Origin of the sequence: Rhizobium sp. BK512 (genome assembly GCF_014194915.1) — a bacterium.
Taxonomy (GTDB): domain Bacteria; phylum Pseudomonadota; class Alphaproteobacteria; order Rhizobiales; family Rhizobiaceae; genus Rhizobium.
On record NZ_JACIAS010000003.1, the window covers coordinates 34,481 to 52,438 of the forward strand.

The 17,958-nt window shown below is 60.4% G+C and carries 8 protein-coding genes; 2 read left to right on the forward strand and 6 right to left on the reverse strand.

What is annotated here, in order from left to right; translation table 11 throughout:
• The first annotated feature begins 7 nt into the window (after positions 1-7).
• On the forward strand, positions 8-271 hold the full coding sequence (locus FHX06_RS11135; protein ID WP_246715533.1) for a hypothetical protein: 264 nt from the start codon (positions 8-10) through the stop codon (positions 269-271).
• 255 nt (positions 272-526) lie between these two features.
• Here the strand turns inward: FHX06_RS11135 and FHX06_RS11140 are convergent, their stop codons facing one another.
• From FHX06_RS11140 to FHX06_RS36025, 5 genes are all read right to left on the reverse strand, one after another.
• The gene (locus FHX06_RS11140; RefSeq protein WP_183879289.1) at positions 527-1,417 is read right to left on the reverse strand and encodes a polysaccharide deacetylase family protein; all 891 of its coding nucleotides are present in this window, start codon (positions 1,415-1,417) and stop codon (positions 527-529) included.
• A gap of 240 nt (positions 1,418-1,657) precedes the next feature.
• The gene (locus tag FHX06_RS11145; RefSeq protein WP_183879291.1) at positions 1,658-2,980 is read right to left on the reverse strand and encodes an HlyD family type I secretion periplasmic adaptor subunit; all 1,323 of its coding nucleotides are present in this window, start codon (positions 2,978-2,980) and stop codon (positions 1,658-1,660) included.
• A gap of 14 nt (positions 2,981-2,994) precedes the next feature.
• On the reverse strand, positions 2,995-5,454 hold the full coding sequence (locus FHX06_RS11150) for a calcium-binding protein (protein WP_183879293.1): 2,460 nt from the start codon (positions 5,452-5,454) through the stop codon (positions 2,995-2,997).
• Positions 5,451-7,214 (reverse strand): type I secretion system permease/ATPase, encoded by a 1,764-nt coding sequence (locus tag FHX06_RS11155; protein ID WP_112542107.1) that lies wholly within the window; start codon positions 7,212-7,214, stop codon positions 5,451-5,453. Before FHX06_RS11155 ends, FHX06_RS11150 begins: the two co-directional genes overlap by 4 nt.
• A 72-nt stretch (positions 7,215-7,286) precedes the next feature.
• Entirely contained in the window at positions 7,287-15,374 is an 8,088-nt protein-coding gene (locus FHX06_RS36025) for a peroxidase family protein (RefSeq protein WP_183879295.1), read from the reverse strand.
• Between FHX06_RS36025 and FHX06_RS11165 the strand changes: the two genes are divergently transcribed.
• Entirely contained in the window at positions 15,294-17,096 is a 1,803-nt protein-coding gene (locus FHX06_RS11165; protein WP_162738497.1) for a sensor histidine kinase, read from the forward strand. The genes FHX06_RS36025 and FHX06_RS11165 overlap by 81 nt on opposite strands.
• Here the strand turns inward: FHX06_RS11165 and FHX06_RS11170 are convergent.
• Positions 17,093-17,752, reverse strand: coding sequence for a response regulator (locus tag FHX06_RS11170; protein ID WP_112542104.1), 660 nt, complete (start codon positions 17,750-17,752; stop codon positions 17,093-17,095). The two genes, FHX06_RS11165 and FHX06_RS11170, sit on opposite strands and share 4 nt — an antisense overlap.
• Between the last annotated feature and the right edge of the window lie 206 nt (positions 17,753-17,958).

Here is a 17,958-nt window from a genome sequence, read left to right on the forward strand (position 1 = left end):
CGCCGCAATGCTTGACGTCACCGCCGCGTCAAGTAGCTTTCATGCTAAATTAGCTTTGCAGAAATCCACCACGTCGAGCGAAACAGCCATGGCAGCAGGAAACAAACCATCCCAGGCGGCGGCACCACAGAAACGTCGCCACAAATTCAATCCCAAGCGAGACCCGAAGCCACAGGTACTCGCCCAGGCCAATCGCACTGTTTTACGGATGGCTTCAGTGGTCGTGGTTGCATTTATCGTCGTTGTCGTCGCCGTTCAGGTATTCTGGTAGCCGCCCACGCGGTTCCGAGGCCATGAGCTCGAATGTGATAGGCCATGCCGATTCCGGATCGTAGGACCGGCAGCCAATGGCAATGCGGAATTGGCCTTTTGCCACCTAGCATGCAGGAATGTCCCTGTGGCGCTCGTTCCCTCGAAGTCGGCGGCGATCCTCTGCATAATCACATCTGTAGCTGCACGCGGTGTCAGCGCGCATCCGGCAGCGCACTTTCGCACGATCTAGAACGACCATGAAAATGTCCATGGATCATACCTCGTTGATTTGGCCATGGATTGTCTCCTTTCCGCGCATCCGGTCCCGCCAATTCCGCACACCCATCGGCACGATGCCGAATTCGGCCATCAGCTCTGCGGCCTGCCGGCTGCGGAAGAACTCATATTCTCCCGTCCGGAACGCCGCATCGCTCGCCATGTGCTCAATCTCGCCGGGTGCATTGAAATGCAGCGCAAGCCAGCTCACGCCTTCTCGCACACGTGAGAACAGGTCGCGATAGGCCGCCTCGATGCCCTGCGGCCATGCCCAGGGCGTTTCCAGTTGTAGGTCGACAATCGGATTCCCGCGCTGGCGCGCCCTTCTCGATGCTGCGTCGAATTCCGCAGTCGTCACCGGACCGACATAGTCCATGACGGAGAACGTCATGTAGTCCTTCATCAAGAGGATCGGCAGGCGGTAATCGGCACCCAGCCGCTCGTAGACGGTAACGAACTCGGGCATCATCGCGGTACCCATGTGGCAATCGAGGTGGGTCACATCGATGCCTGCAGCAAGCGCCGCCTCAATCTGGGCGCGCAGCTCGCGCTCCACCGCCGCCGGATCGGCGTTGCGGCGCACGTCGGGGACCTCGGCCCAGAAATAACCGTCGGGATCGGTGAGGCCCTTATCCGAAACACCGGTCAGCGGACGCCAGCGATAGGGCTTCATGTCCGAGTTGAGGGTCAGGTGCACGCCGAGATCGAGTTCCGGATTGTCGCGGGCGATGGCAGCGATTTCGGCAAACCACGGGCACGGCACCATCACCGAGCCGGCGGTGCACAGCCCCAGGCGGGCGAGCTCGAGGAAAGCAGTATTGGCGCCGTGGCTGATGCCGACGTCGTCTTCGTGAACGACAACGAAACGGGAATTGGATTGCGAGGACATTCTGGTCACCCTTTCTCGCGGCCGCCGCGACATGCGCCGGCTTCATCGAGTTCGGGGGACCAGGCGCCGTAGCACCGGATTCCAGGACGCTTCTGCGACGTCCCTTTTTCGCTCCATAGTGATTTTGCACCTGCAGGTCCGGGCTTGCAAGTCGAACGGGCTTCGCCCAGTTCTGCAGGGTCAAACACGAGGGGATATTTCGTCTTGTCACTCCCTGCGGCGGGGCGATCGAATAAGGAACTATTCCTCGCGGAATGCCCGGCTGAACTGATCAGTGAGCGGTTTGGCGAGAAACGACATCGCTGTCCGTTCTTTGGTCGAGACGAAAACTTCAACAGGCATGCCGGGAAGAAGCTTCTTGTTTCCAAGTCTTGCGAGCTCTGTTGCGGTCACGGCTACGTCGGCAAGGTAGAATATCTGGCCTGTCGCTGGATCTGTGCTGGTGGCTGCGGAGACATAAGCGATGCTGCCGTCAAGTTCCGGCGTTGCACGCTGGTTGAAGGCGGAGAAACGCAGCCTGGCGTCCTGGCCGATGAAAACCTGGTCGATATCGGTGGGGGAGAGCCTCGCCTCTATCTTCAGCGAAGCGTCGGCCGGCACCAGTGTCACCAGCTTTTCAGCCGGTGTAATGACGCCGCCGATCGTATGCACGAAAAGCTCGTTCACTGTCCCGGTCAGTGGCGCCCGAATATCTGTCCGTGACAGCCGGTCTTCGACAGCGATCCGTCGTTCCCGCAATTCGGATAGCTTCGGTTCGACGACACTCAGCTCTCGTTGCGCCTCGGTGCGCGCAGCTTCATCGATGGCAATGATCTGGACCTGGATCTCGCTCATCCGCGCTCGCGATCGTGCAATATTGGCCTGGATCTCCCCGCTCTCTCCCGTCAGCTTCGCGAGCTCGCGGTCGATCACGTATTTGCGGGACGTGTCGACCAGCTTCTTGTCCGCCAGGCCCTTGATCTTGCTATGTTCGACCCTCACGAGATCAAGTTCGTCGGCCTTTGCCTGATGCTGCGCGACGAGGCCTTTCAGTTCCTCCTCAAGTTGGGATATTCCGTACTGGAGCTGCTGTTTCTGATTTTGCCGGTTGCGACGATTGCCATCGAACAATCGCAGCTCGCCGGATGAGATAAGGGGAAACTCGGCGCTGAACGCCGGCTCGAAAACGAGTTCCTCCAGATTGTCCCGTTCGGCGATCAGGCGCGCCTGGCGTGCCGCGAGCTCGACGAGTTGCGTCTTGACGATCGACAATTCGGCGCGCGTCTGGGCATCGTCGAGGCGCAGCATGACCTGCCCCTTGCTCACGACGTCCCCTTCCTTGACTGCGATCTCACTGACGATCCCGCCATCGCGATGCTGGATCGACTTCAGGTTTCGATCGACCTTGATGACGCCTGACGCGATGATCGCGCCTTGCAGCTGGGTCGTCGCTGCCCAGCCGCCTGCTCCTGCAAAGAGCAGGAGGCCGAGCGCTATGCCGGCAAGAACTCGCGATGTGACAGGGAAAGTGTTGTTTACCTCGGGTGAGGGAGTAGATTGAGTTTTCGGTTGCTTTGCAGACACGTCTTGTCTCCCCCTCAGGTATTCTCGACGATCACGAGGAGATGGTGCCCCGTCAGATTGATCGTCATTTCGTAATGTTGATCCTTGTCCATATCGACTTCGATGAAGGTGCGGCTCATGTCATCCGTTCCCTCATGACGTACACGTATCGGCAGGGGCTCGGAGTCGGCCTTCTCGCCGTAAATATCCTCGAAGCGATCCTCCAGCCCGTCCATGACCTCCTCGAAGATCTTGTACTTGGACACGTCGATACGGTCCCCGACCATGAAGTCCAGAATCTGATGGACGACCTCGGCACTTTGGCTTGCAGGAACGCTGAACTCGAACGTGTCGCTGCCCGCCCCGCCCTCGACGACAATAGCCACCGGTCCGGCCCGGACGACGTCATCGCCCGAACCACCGATAATTTTTTCAAATCCCTCGATGCTGTCATGACCGACATCGAAACCGGTGGCCTTGCCGGTCGTCAGGTCGATAAGCACGCCGTGGGCGGCCTGGGAATAGTCGATCGTGTCGAAACCGTCCTCACCCCGGAAGTCGTCATCCGCCGCATCGGCAGCCGCGGCGACCGTGTCATCGCCCTTGCCGGCGAGGAAACAATCGGCATCGTCGCCGTCGCGCAGGAGGTCGTCACCTTCGCCGGTGCTGATGATCTCGAAGTTGCTAATTCCATCGGTGCCGATCTCCTGACCGGATGCGCTACCAGCAGCGAGATCAACGACGACGGACATGAGTGCGGCTGAGTAATCGAGCGTGTCCGTTCCGCTTCCGCCATCGTAGCTATCTGCCACGCAATCGAGGTCGCCTGTGACGACATCATCGCCATCGCCGCCGTTGACGACATCCGAAGCGCCTCCGCCGCTCAGATGGTCATTGCCGCCGTTGCCATGAATTTCTTCGGCCCCGGCACTGCCAGTAACCATGTCATCGTTTGCGCCAGCGCGTACGATTTCGAAGTTCGAAATCGAGTCGGTGCCGATCTCGGCTCCGGAAGCGATGCCATCTGCCAGATTGATCTCGGCTACCTCCACAAGCGCAGAATAATCGAGGCTGTCGGTCCCGGCTCCGCCGTCGTAAGTATCGTTCACCCGGTCGGCATCACCGGCAACCGTGTCGTTGCCATCCTCGCCGTTGACCGTGTCCTCGCCGCTGCCGCCGCGCAGCACATCGTTGCCGGTGCCGCCGGCTAGGCTGTCGTTTCCATCTCCCCCCTCGAGAACGTCGTTGCCGTCATCGCCTTTCAAAGCGTCATTGCCGGCGCCGCCGTGCAGGATGTCGCCATCGGCACCGCCACTCAGCAGATCGTCGCCGGCGTCTCCGAAGATACTGTCGCGACCCTCCTCGCCATACAGGCGGTCATTGCCGGCGCCTCCGAAGATGTGGTCGTCGCCGAGACCGGCGAGAACGATGTCATTGCCTCTGCCCGCAAAGATCGTATCGTCTCCGCTGCCGCCAACGATATTGTCGTTTCCATCGCCGGCATCCACGGTATCGCTTCCGTCTCTGGCGTCGATATTGTCATCGCCGGCCAATCCGTCGATATCATCGATGCAACTGGTACCGACCAGCAGGTCGTCTCCGTCAGTGCCGGTTATTGGTGCAGTCTCGACGACGGAGAAATGGGCAGTCTGCTGCACCGAGGCGGTGCCGTCGGTAATCTGGTAGTGGATGGTCACGGGACCAAGCCCTTCGGCCTGATAAGACCATCCACCGTCTGCCTGCACCAGCTTGCCGGATGAGACTTTGATGTCCTTGACCGACAGTGCGTCCCCATCGGGGTCCGATGTGCCGCGCAAAAAATCGGCCAAGCCGATCAAGGCAATCGTGCAGCCGGAAACATCGGCGAGTGTCACCGGGTTGCCGACCCGTGGCGCACGGTTGTGTGCCTTCTCCTGCTGAACCGGCTTGTCCTCTTTCGCCTGCGGTGTCGCTGAAGCGGCTCTGTCGGCACCTGTCCAGGCCTGATCCTTGGACATGCGCACGGGAACGATTGATGCTGGCTTGCCGACGGTCCAGGCATTGTCGTTGGATGCGTGGAAGGAAACGGAGATCCCGCCTGACGTTTTCAGGAGAGCAAGGCTCGGCAGGTTCAGCCTGCCGAATTCGATCGGCGGCGAGTCCGATTGCAGGTAGCTCACAGCGTTCTTGTGGTTGGACAGATGCACTCCTCCCGCCTTTCTTGGAGGCGGTGCCGCTTCCTCCTCGATCGCTGTTCCTGCCAAGGAGCCAGCGCTGGCGGGATCGGTCGCAGGCAGGCCCTCGTCGGCATCCATGGACGGGCGCTGAGCCGTCTCTCCTGCCGGCAGACCTTCGTGCTGCGCTGACAGCGCGCTCTTCAGATAGAGCGCGAATCCCGTGAGAAAGAGCGTCAGGAACATCGGCACTTTGCTGCTTTTGTCCTCATTCTTGAGAACATAGCGATCGTGCGCGTCGTGATCTTCCTTGACGGGTTTGGTTGCCTTGACCTCGATCATTCTGACATCCTCGCTGTCATACGCGAGCCGACCTGTGTTGCGGCCGCAGGTTTGCTGCCAGTGTCCGCAACCGATGGCTTGAGGATGTCGTCCTTGGGTCCGAACGCTATCATCTTTCCATTCTGGATGACGGCAACCATATCAACGGCGGCGAGTGCGCTCGGCCGGTGAGCGATGACGATTGCGATGCCACCGCGGGCGCGCACTGCCCTGATCGTCTGGGTGAGTGCCATCTCGCCCTCGCCATCAAGGTTCGAATTGGGCTCATCCATGATGACGATGAAGGGATTGCGGTAGAGCGCCCTTGCAAGACCGATGCGCTGGCGCTGCCCGGCAGAAAGCGAGATGCCCTGAGGCCCGAGGGCTGTGCGGTAGCCATCGGGCATGCGCACGACCATCTCATGAATACCCGTGGTTTGAGCGGCTTCGACGATCGCGCGCGGATCGACCTGCGGCTCCAGGCGCGAGATGTTTTCCTCGATCGTCGCGTCCAGAAGCGCCACATCCTGCGGCAGGTATCCGACGTGCTGGCCGAGATCCGCATCCGACCATTGCGTGAGTTCCGCATCGTCGAGCCTGACGCTGCCGCGAAGGGTCGGCCAAACACCGGTCAAGGCGCGTGCGAGCGTCGTCTTGCCGCCACCGCTTGGACCGATTATGCCAAGCGCCTGGCCTGCGGCGATCTCGAAGCTGACTTCGCTGAGAAGGACCCTTCCCGAGCCAGGCGCAGCGACTGTTATCTTCTCGACCTTCAGCGAGTGGGCAGGCGCTGGCAGCGCCATCGGCGCAACTGTGCCCGAAAGCGCGATGACCGTCTCCTTCAGCCGGTTGAAGGCCGTACGGGCGGCGACAAAACCCTTCCAGTTGCCAATTGCGAGATCCACGGGCGCAAGCGCGCGTGCGGAGGCAACCGAAGCGGCGATGATTGCACCCGCCGACAGCTCTCCCTTGATCGTCAACCAGGCGCCGAGGCCAAGCACGGCAGACTGCAGGATCATGCGGAGCACACGCGAAATCGCTCCGAACGTACCGCTGATATCGTTGGTGCGGGTCTGCAGCTCGAGATGGTCCTGATTGGCGCGGTTGAAGCGATCGACCGCGCGCCCTGCAAAGCCCATCGCCTTGAGGATATCGGCGTTGCGAGCATTGGAATCGGCAATGGCGTTGCGCTCTATCCCCGATTTATGCGTGGCGCTCGCCAAACGGCGCGTCATGAGTTCTGCCACGATCGTCAGTATCGAGAGGATGAACGCGCCGGCGAATGTGAGAGCTCCGAGATAGGGATGGAGCATGTAGACGAAGATCAGATAGAGCGGCACCCATGGCAGGTCGAAGAGGGCAACCGGGCCTTGACTGCCGAGGAAGGCACGAACCGTATCGACATCGCGTCCACGCTCCAGCGATTCAGCTGTCGAAAAGCCGAACCGCGGCATGTCGATCGCGACCTGATGCGCCATGGGAGCGATCCGACTGTCGAGCCGCGCACCCATGCGCACCAGAATTTGCGATCGGATGATGTCGAAGAATCCCTGGAACAGATAGAGGCCGATTGCCAGTGCCGAAAGTCCAAGGAGGGTTGGGACACTGCCGCTGGTCAGCGCACGGTCATAGATTTGCAGCATGTAGAAGGAACCGGTCAGCGCCAGAACGTTGATAACCCCCGACGTGATGACCAGGAACACCAATATGCCCCTTAATCCATGGGTCAGTTTCCCGATCTGTTTGCGCTTGCTGCCGGTGAGCGGAGTTTTGGGACGCATATCGTTCACCACTTCCTGCTTATATTGAGCTAAGCGGCGCGCCGGTCTGACCGGCGCGCCGCGTTTGGCGCATTACAGATTGAAGTCCGAAGTGGTGAGGTTGTGGTTCCCCTTTACGCTGAGGCGGAGTTCGGCACTGCTGTCGCCGTCAACGCTTGCCTGGACGACGGTGTAATCGCCATCGTCACGGGTCTCGTGGGTGACGATGAGTTGCGCAGCGCCGCTGAGCGTGGATCCGGCGACCAGTGTGAACGTCTGATTTCCGGAGACACCGTTGTTGGCGTCCGTGGCGCTGAGGTCGATCTTGTCTCCAGGCTGGAAGCCGATGATTGTATCGCCATCGGCATCCTTTTCGGACTGGAACACGAACCTGTCGTTTCCGGCCCCGCCATCCATGATGTTGACGGAAGCATTGGCGGTGATCGTGTCGTTGCCTGAGCCCGTGACGACGTTCTCTACGCTCCAGAGCGTGTCGTTGCCGGATTGGCTGCTCGATGCACTTCCTCTGCCCTTGAAGCCGCTTCCGAGATCGACCGTCAGGTTGGCGGTTATCGCTGCCATGTCCAGTGTGTCGCTGCCGGCATCGCCATAATAAATGTCGTCGCCGTCGCTTGCCTCGGCGATGAACGTATCGTCGCCGTCGCCGCCATGGGCCGTGTCGTTGCCGGCACCGCCGGAGACCATGTCGGCGCCCTCGTCGCTGAAGATGCGGTCGGATCCCGCATCACCATAGAGCATGTCGTTTCCACCGCCGCCCATAAGGTCGTCATTTCCGGCGCCGCCGAAGACCATGTCGTTGCCTGCCTCCCCACTGAGGAGGTCGTCACCGTCATCGCCCCGCATGATGTCGCTGCCGGCGCCGCCGGTCGCCACATCATTGCCGGCGAATGCTACGATCATTTCCCCACTTGCCGTGCCGACAAGCACATCGGCGGCGACAGTGCCGACGATCGTGGTTCCCGTTGCTGCTTCGGGAACGGGTGGTGTCGGCGTTTCCGGCGTCGGCACCTCTTCTTCTGCATCGACCTCGCCGTTGAATTGCGGCAGGCCGCCTTCGCTGGTGAAGCGAATGCTGTGCTGGCTGCTTGTCATTGTGGTCACGCCGTTTTCATCCGTCGTGATTTCGTAATCATCGGCACTCGTGCCCGCGGGCAGGTCGATGACGTCCTGCGGTCGCAAGGTGCCGACGATCGTGTCATTGCCACCGTTCGAGCGGAACACGATGCGGTGCGCAGAGGTGAGTGCCGAGATGTCGATCGTGTCATCACCGGCGCCGCCATCAATTGTGATCGTGTTCAGCCGCAGGCTTGTTGCCGAGAAGTCGCCGATCACCTGGAACGTATCGCCTCCGGCAGAGCCGGGTCCGGACGGATCGATACCGTTGATCCGGATCTCTTCGATCTCGCGCAACTCGGCGATAACAGAGGTGGCAAAATCGGTATTGGCGCCCCGCGTGATGACGATCTCTGTAGCGGCATTCAGGCTTGCGCCATTGTTGCCGGCCAATGCGTCCCATGCAGCGCGGGTATAGATGCGGTAGGTTTCTGCGACCGCGCTGTTGCCTGTGATCACGAAAGTGTCCCCGGCCTGCCCTTCCGTGCCGCCATTGACGATGTCGCGCCCGTCGGAATTGGCCAGCGACGTCGCTGTCGCGTTGTTGGCGTTCCAGTTGAACGTATCGTCACCGGCATCGCCGTTCAGGGTATCGTTGCCTGTGCCGCCGTTGACGATGTCGTTGCCGGCTCCGGCATTGACGGTGTCGTTGCCGCCAAGCGCATTGATCGTGTCCGCACCAGCGGTACCATTATGCGTCTGGCCGGCTGCGGCGCCGTTGATCACGTTTCCGGCAGTTGCGAGCGTGAAGTCGGAGATGTCGATACCGGCATTGTTGACCCCGTTGATCTGGATCGTGCCCTGGATGGTCGAGGCCGGCCCGTTCTCCCGGATGGTAATGATCGTGTTGCCGCCGCTGGCGGATTCGAACACCCGATTGGCGAAGTTCGCCGCCGTTATCCCCAGCCCGCTGAGGTCGATGCGATCCTGGTTTGCCGGCGTGCCGCCAGTGGCATCGAAGCTGTTGATGACATCGGCTCCGAAGCCGGTCGAATTGTAGATGATGGTGTTGACGCCGCCGCCTACATCGATCGTGTCGTTGCCGGCACCGCCGATGATGGTGTCGTTGTCGTCACCGCCATTCAGCGTGTCGTTGCCGTCGCCGCCGTCGAGCAGGTCAGCTCCGGCGGCACCATTGAGCGTATCGTTGTTGCCGCCGCCGAAGAGCTGGTTGGCGGCGCCATTGCCGTTGATCGTGTTGGCGAGCGTGTTGCCGCGTCCGGTGACCGCCGCGCCGATGAGATTGAGGTTCTCCACCTCGGCCCCGAGCGTGTAGTCGACGCTGGAGTCGACCCGGTCCGTGCCGCCTGCCGCCAGTTCCGTCACCACGTCGCCGGCATCGTCGACAGAATAGATGTCGTCCCCGACACCGCCCAGCATGGCGTCGGCACCAAGGCCGCCGTTCAGCGTGTCATTGCCGCCAAGCCCCGTCAGCGTATCGGCAAGATCGCCACCGGTGATGACGTTATTGCCATCGTTGCCGGTGCCGACGAACTGGTCGGCGTCGACACCCGTATAGGTCAGGTTCTCGACATTGGCGAAAGTGGCCAATGTGTAGAGTGCCGCTGTCGTCTCGACCGTGTCGGTACCGCCAGCCGCGGCCTCGACGATCAGATCCTCGCCGGTATCGTCGATATAGGTGTCGTTGCCGGCGCCGCCGACCAGCGTGTCGATATCGTCGCCGCCGTCGAGCGTGTCGTTACCGGCGCCGCCGACGAGCAGATCCTCACCAAGCCCGCCATTGAGCGTATCGTTGCCCTCATGGCCGAACAGCAGGTCGAAGCCGGTATTGCCGGTCAGGGTATCGTTAGCCGTCGTGCCTGCGAGTGCCGTGTTGATGCCGACAGCCGCCGTCCGCTCGCCGTTGTCATCCGTGCTAAGCGCATAGTCGCCGGTCAGAACATAGCCTTCGAAGGTACTGCCGTTGAAGTTGATGAACTCCACCGCTTCGCCGGCGGTGTCGAAGTGATCGGTGACGGTTGCCTGCTGGCCGTTGAACTGGATGATCAGGTCGTCGTTGCCGCCGCCGGCGGTCACTTCGAACATGTTGAGCCCGGTAAGAGCGGCCGGTAGTGCCGGCGGCACGGTGCCTCCGACAGTGATGCGGTCGGTACCGGCTGTTTCGTTGATGACGTCGATGCCGTCGCCGAGATTGATGACATAGGTGTCGTTGCCAGCGCCGCCGTTCAGTGTCTCGGTGGCGCTGGAGAAGGCGATCGACAGGTTATTGATCCCGACAAAGTCGCCGCTGTTATTAGTGCCGGCCACTACGAACCTGATTGCCGAATTGGCACCGAACGGTCCGTTCAATGGCAAGTTGATTATCGATCCTGTGTTGGATGCGCCGGTTATGGTCTGGATCGTCTGATTGAAGTTGACGCCATCGGCGGCAAACAGAACCGTGACCGTTTCTCCCGCGTCGAAGCCGCTCTCATTGTAGGTGTAGCTGATGGTGGCGCTCGATGCGCCCGACAGATTGACGGATCGGGTGATCGTCGCCGTGCCGTTGCCCGGATCGTTGTCATCATCGCGCAGGCGCAACTCGTTGGTACCGTCGTCAATGCGGATCTGGCCTGCGGCTGCGCTGTTCGTATTGCCGTTGTCTCCTGTTTCAACCCAAGACGTCGCCCATACTGCCGTCCCAGTCGATCCATTCAGCACGGTGTTGTCGAAATTATCGGCATAAGTGCCTGAGGCGCCTGCCGTGCTCGGCCCACCAACGAGGATGTCGTTGCCGTCGCCGCCGTTGAGGACGTCGTTGCCGCCGAGGCCTAGCATCAGGTCGTCGCCGGTTGTGCCATTGAGAACGTTGTTGCCTTCGGTACCGACGATTATGCCGACGCTGCCATCGGTAAATTGCAGGCGCTCTACATTTCGCAGCCGGTCGGAGCCATCGAGGTTGAGCTCGGTAACGTCTGTGACGGTGACCTGCCCATCGGCAGTCGCGCCGAACGTATAGTCGCCCCTCGCACCCTGGAACACTGCCGTATCGACATCACCAGCCGTCGTATCGGTCCGGATGGTCCGCACGATCGCCAGTTGGCCAGGGTTTATCGAACCGTTGAACATCGCGGCAGCCAGCGTCGTCATGCTGTTGTGCAGCGCGATCGGCTGACCGGTATGTTGCGTGTCGCCTGGTGCAAAGACACCGATCTGGACGTCGAGCCATTTGTCGCCGTCGATAATGTCGTCTCCGGCAAGGCCTTTCATGATGTCACTGCCGTCGCCACCAAGGATGATGTCGCCGGCGCTGAATTCCGTCACTCCCGCGCCAAGGATTTCCTGGAGGCCCTGGATGAGAGCGATGCCCTCGGCCGTCAGCGCACTGCCCTGATAGCCCTCGGTGCCGCCCTGAGTTGCGGGGAGCCGCTCTGCTGCGAGCGTGTTCGTGCCGGTCAGGACATCGCCGAATTTCGTGCCCGACAGACCTTCGACCGACTCGTATTCGTCGAGCGCAGCATTCTGGGGCAGCGTTGGTGCCTCGTCGAAGACGATCGGGATCGACAGATCGGCGTTCACGAAGTTCGGGTTGTCCTTGTAGGTCGCCCAGTCAAAACCGGACATGCCCACCATCTTGCCGCGACCGGCGCTGCCGACGAAGATATCGTCGCCGCCCTCGCCGATGAACTCGTCAAAGCCGCCATCGCCCAGGAACACATCGTGGCCATCGATCTCGTCATGCGAGAAGATTTCGTCGAAGTTATCCCCGGGTGCACCGTCGAATGTGCCGGTTTCGATCCAGTCATTGCCCTCGTTGCCGAGGATGCGTTCGGCATTCTTGTTGCCGTAGATGAAGTCGTTGCCGGTGCCGGCAAAGACTTCCGAGCCCATGTCCGTGCCGAGGAAGATGAAGTCCTGGCCGTCATTGCCCATGACGAGGTCGAGACCGGGGCCGGCGTGAACCACGTCGTTGCCCTTGCCGGCCTTGATATTGTCGTCGCCGCCGCTGTCGACGATGATGTCGTCGCCGTCGCCACCGTTGATGATGTCGTTGCCGAAGCCACCTTCGAGCCGGTCGTTGCCGCCATCGCCGAACAGCGTGTCGTCACCGATACCTGCGATTATGGTGTCGTTGGCTTCAGTGCCACCCATGACCACATGGTCGCCGCCGGTGTAGCGCAGGTAGTTGGTGTCTGCGCCCGGTGTTGCCGGATTGTTGCGGATGACAAGCTGCGTCAGGATGCCGTCGCCAACCGGATCGGTGCTCTCCAGAGTACCGTCGCCGTCGAGATCGTTGAACTGCCTGGTCTGGTTGACCTCGAGAATGAGACCGGGGGTCGAGAAGACATCGGATGGCAGGTGGGTCGCATCGGTATTGCGCATGATCATCGCGGCGAAGGAGTTGTTCTCCATCTCGCCGAAGAGATGCAAGCCATCGAGGCGCTGCAGATAGTAGAAACGGTCGCCGTTCTGCAGCTTTTCCATCTGCATTTCGAAGACGAAATTGAAGGTCGAGCCAAGCATGCCGCCGAAGGGCATGATCGCTTCGGCCAGGCCGCCGATCCAGAGATCGACATCGTTGAGGCCGCCAAGCGAACCGCCGGCATAGGCCCCGGTTGCGTTGAGGAAGTCGAGCCGATCGAGCGGAACCTCCATTCCACCGACCGACACGCCGGTGATTAGGGTAAGTGCGGCGTTACGTTTACCCTCAAGGGTCGTCTCGTCGGTGATCAGGGAATGCGTGCCATAAGCCGCGACGAAGTTGATGATCGAGGCCTCGTGCTTCAGATGGCCGGCGAAATCGACCCAGCTCTCATAGGGCTTGAGCAAGACATCCTGATTGGTCGCGTTGTAGAACTGCGTACGGGCCGCATTCAGCGACGGTACGCCGGTGTCACGGCCGCGGGCCAGGTTGATGGTGGCAAGATCGAGCGGTAGGCCGAGCAGGTTGTTGCGCAGGGCGCTGGTGACGAACTCGTCGATCTCGTTGCCCGCCTGCCGCGTCATGCCGCGAACGATGGCACCTGCCGAAATATCGGCATCGACAGTTTCCGTGCCGCCGTTGTTCTCGAACTGTAGGGGATTGAGGAAACCTTCGATCAGGCCGATATGGTCTGGGTTGAAGTTCGGATCGAAACGGTCGATTGATTCCGTCAGCATTGAGTGGCCGAAACGATAGACCACATGCGCGAATTCGGCGACGATCGACGGATCGATGGTGACGTCGTAGCCGTCGGGAACCAGGAAGACGTTGATGTTCGGCTGGATCTTGCGGGCGAATTCTTCGAATACGAGATGCTGATACTGCATCTCGGTGCCGAACTTGGCAGCCTGGAAGAGGCGTTCGCCGTCCCAGACGAGGCCAGCCGCCGTGGCTGGAACCTCGGCAACGTCGTCAATGAGCCATTCGTTCAGAAAGGCCACTGCCTCTGCCTGTGACGCGCCGCCGCCCAGCATGGCAACGGCATCCGTGAACACAACATCCTTTGTGTGTTCCACCAGCCGGTTGTGCTCCGAGTGGAACACGTGGTGCACCGCAGTCAGGCCGATATTCTCGTTGGCTCGGCCATCGCCGGCGACATAGTGCGCATCGAGCAATTCGTTGTCGTAGACTCCAGGCTCGTTGCCCGGGTTATCAAGTCCGATCTCGATGTCGCCGTCGGCCAGTCCACCCGGCACCGCATTATGCGCGATATCGGCAAGGAAGGCGTGGCCAGTCAGGATCGCATTTGCCGGCACGGCAACGCCCAATCCTCCATTGGCCAGAGGATTTCCTTCGACAAGGCCTGTGGTGGTCACCATCTGCGGGAAACCATTCGGTCCGCGGATGAATTCGCCATAGGGGTCCGTGGCGAGCAACGGAACGTTGCCGACATTGGCGTCGGCAAGCTGGATGCCCAGCATGGAAGCGGCCTGCGCCTTCAGGTCCGCCCATGTCGCCATGCCGCCATTGCCGCCCTCGATGAGCTTGCCGGTCGAGACCGGGTCGCCGGCAGCGTTGAATACATAGGCCCTGAGGAAGACTTGATGAGACGGATGGGACGTATAGGTCTGATTCTGATCGACGAATGAGGTCGTCGTGTTTACCGGACGATCGGTATTGTCGGCAGCTTCGTTGACGGCCGTTGCCGGGTCGTCATTCATGATGCCGTCGGCGCCGGGGCCGGCAAGGGTGGCGCGTGTGAGCACCATAAAATTGGTGTCGCTTCCTTCGACATAGAGCGGATCGTCGGGCATCAACGGGATGAAGACCGTGCCATTGCCGCCCTTGGCGACGAGGTCGAGACCGTGATCGAAGAATTGACCGAAGAGGGTGAACCAGGAATTGAACGGCGCCGACAGGCCCTCGTCAGGCGCGGCGTTGGTGATGACAACATTGACGCCTTCGAGTTCGACGCCGTTTGCCTCGAGCAGAGCCATCAAAGCGTCATCTTGCGCATCAAGCGCCGCTTGCGCGGTCGCCAGATTGGCCGCGGTCGCGGCGGCGGCGTCCTGCAGGGCCTGATTACCGGGGCTTGCGGACGCGGCGGCCTGTGCCTCGGCGTTTAGCCGCTCGGCCGTGCCCACGTCGTTGAACAATGGACGCAGCGGCTCGTAGGCCGCCGTGATCTGGGCGGTCACCGTCATCTGCTGCGCTGCCGGGACAATACCGGCGCGCTGCAGAGCCGTCAGGATCGCCGAAGGATTGCCGAGCGTCTGATCGACGATCAGGTTGGAGATCGTGCGGACCGTGGGGTCGAAGACGTCGCTGGGCCCCGCCGTGCCGGGTCCGTCATTGTCGACACCTGGCTGGTAGGTCACGGGAACCAGGGCGCCTCCCGGTCCGCCCGGCACCATGACCGTCTTGAACTGCGTACCGAGGTTTTCGGGAAACTCGTTGTCGGCCGCGCCCCATTCCGGATGCAGCGGATTGTTGTATGTGCCGTCGACAGTGCGCAGGCCCCAGGCGAGATTATAGGTCGGGATCGAGCCGCCAACTCCGAAAAGCGGCTTTGCCACGTTGTTCGGATCGCCGGTCGATGTGCCTTGCCGGAAAGCGGCATCGGCTTCCGCAATCTTGATCTGCTTCAAGATGAAATCGAGATCCGATCGAATATAGGTGACCATTTTACTCCCCCCTTTGGATTGCTCAGGAAACGGTTCGTTCCGGCAATGCTTCTTTCCGGCCTGCGATGGCAGACAGAGGCAGCTCTGCTGCAGATCTTCTACCGGCGTTTCGGAGATGAATTTGCGAAAGCCGATAGAAAATCTTCAGGATTGTCTGCGACGATCAAATATTGTCTTTTGGCAAGGCGAAGAGATAGTTCCAAAGGTCCGCAGACATTCACGGACTTTGGTCTTCAGGAGGCCGGGACGTTAGGCCCGGAAGAAAAAGTGACTTTCGTCCCGTTCACGAAGATCTGCGGCGGCTTGAGTTCCAAGATCCTGGCAACTTGGCACAGCCTTGATTTGACGAAGCAATTTTTGATTGTGGCGGGACTCGTCATCTGCAGTTCGATGGCAATCCTGGGAGAGTGGCTGAACGGCCAGATTGCGGCAAATCAGCTGAGAAGTCGGGCCGAATCCGGCGCCCTTTACATGGAGGGCTTTCTTGCTCGTCACATCGAGGGCACGTCGAGCGACCCCCAGGTGGCCGAAGCCCGCCGCAAGGAACTCGACGATCTGTTGATCGGCACCGATCTCGCGCGCCGTGTCGAAGGCTTCAGGATCTGGCGCAGTGATGGGGCAGTGATCTACAGCACCGACAAGTCTCTCATCGGGAAAACTTTCCCGTCGTCGGATATCGACCTGGCTTTTTCGGGCCAGGTCGTCGCCCAGCTTGAAGACGGCCATAACGACGGTGAGGAAGGAGAGGCGACCACCGGCCGACCGTTAATCGAAATCTACGCGCCGATCTATCGTTCCGGCACGCGCGACATCATTGCCGTAGGAGAACTCTACGAGGACGCCGCCGAATTCGTCGTCCAGCGAGCCCGGGTCCAACGCCAGACCTGGGCAATCGTCGGCGCAACAACATTGGCCATCATGGCGTTGCTGTTCCTCATCGTTCGACGCGCGAGCAATATCATTGCCAATCAAAGGATGACGCTGAAATCACAACTGGCCGAGGCTCAGACGCTGGCCAAGCAGAACACCGAGCTTCGCAAGGCCGCCGATCGGGCGCGCATGGATGCCTCTAAGTCCAACGAGCAGCTTCTCAACCGCATTGGTGCGGATCTTCACGATGGTCCTGTTCAGCTGCTCAGCCTGCTGATCCTCAAGCTTGGAGAAAATACAGAGGCACCGGTTTCATCGACCCCCGCGACCGTCGAGAACGCATCCGGGGTGCAAGAGGCCGATCTTGCTCCCTCACGTATCGCAAGCCAGGTGCTTACAGAGTTGCGTGAACTGTCGACAGGGCTGGTCTTGCCGGAGATAGAACATTTGCCGCTGAAGGCGGCCCTGCGCATGGCGATCGACCGGCACGAATATGCAACCGGTTCGAAAGTTACATCGGAGTGCGACGAGTTGCCCGAGCGTGTCGCGCATCCTTTGAAGATCTGTCTCTATCGGGTGGTCCAAGAGGGGCTCAGCAACGCATTTCGGCATGGCGGCGGCCGTGACCAGCGGGTCTCTGCTTCGGCAGACCTGTCGGCCATCACTGTCGTCATTGCAGACGGCGGCCCGGGCTTTGGAAAGAGCACCCCGAGAGGGAACCACAGACCGCTCGGCCTGCAGGGCATCCGCAATCGCGTTGAGGCCTTCGGCGGCCGTGTTCAGATTCGCCACGGCCCGCGCTCGGGAACCGAGCTTGAGGTCGTCGTGCCGATGGAAGGCAACAGTATCTAGTGGCGCTGAATGGTGTCTGTTCCACTCTCAAGCTTTTGAGCGGCGAGTAGGACTTCCAGCCGATTTCGCGCGTTCAGCTTCTGCATGAGTATCGTCATGTAGTTTTTCACGGTCTTCTCGCCGATCTGCAGGTCGGCTGCGATCTGACGGTTCGTGAATCCCCGCAACAGCATGCGGATGATCTGGCCCTCGCGGATGCTGAGCTTCACTTCCGTACCCGTCACTTTTCGCAGCGAGGCTATCTTGAGCTCTTCTATGACCTTGCAGGCAAAGGCGGGAGTGATGAACATATCGCCTCGGTGGACGGTTGCGATGGCCTGGATGAGCTCCTTGGCGCTACTGCCTTTGAGCACATAGCCGCTAGCGCCGGCATTGAGTGCTCGCACAGCGTAATCGCTGCCCGTCATGGCTGTGAAGACCAGGATCTTTGTTCGTATTTTTTCGACAAGTTTCGAGATTGTGTCGAACATGTTTCCCGGCATTATCAGATCGACGATAAAAACGTCGGGCGCCAGGCGCAGGCCAATCTCCAATGCCTCCTCAGCGCTCGACCCGGTCGCCGCGACAGCAAACGCCGGCTGCTTCCTAAGGATCTCCGTCAATCCTGCCAGCATTAGCGGATGGTCGTCGACCAACGCTACTGAGATTGGACTCATGTTATGCACCCTGTACCCAGTAATTGCTTAATTTGTATTCGCAATTTAATTTCCTGTCTATGTAGCCATTTATGGCTATTACTCTCATGGGTGGAGTATAATTCCAATCGCATACCGCCCTTGCCGGAGCTGCGTTCAATCCAGGCGCAATCCTAAGTCTGCCTCGGGTATGGCGAACCGTGTCATTGGCGGTGCGCGCATTCCGC

Excerpts from the sequence above, each read along its gene's own strand:
- FHX06_RS11135 (WP_246715533.1), top strand. The coding sequence starts at position 8 with ATGCTTGACGTCACCGCCGCGTCAAGTAGCTTTCATGCTAAATTAGCT.
- FHX06_RS11140 (WP_183879289.1), bottom strand. The coding sequence starts at position 1,417 with ATGTCCTCGCAATCCAATTCCCGTTTCGTTGTCGTTCACGAAGACGAC.
- FHX06_RS11150 (WP_183879293.1), bottom strand. The coding sequence starts at position 5,454 with ATGATCGAGGTCAAGGCAACCAAACCCGTCAAGGAAGATCACGACGCG.
- FHX06_RS11155 (WP_112542107.1), bottom strand. The coding sequence starts at position 7,214 with ATGCGTCCCAAAACTCCGCTCACCGGCAGCAAGCGCAAACAGATCGGG.
- FHX06_RS36025 (WP_183879295.1), bottom strand. The coding sequence starts at position 15,374 with ATGGTCACCTATATTCGATCGGATCTCGATTTCATCTTGAAGCAGATC.
- FHX06_RS11170 (WP_112542104.1), bottom strand. The coding sequence starts at position 17,752 with ATGAGTCCAATCTCAGTAGCGTTGGTCGACGACCATCCGCTAATGCTG.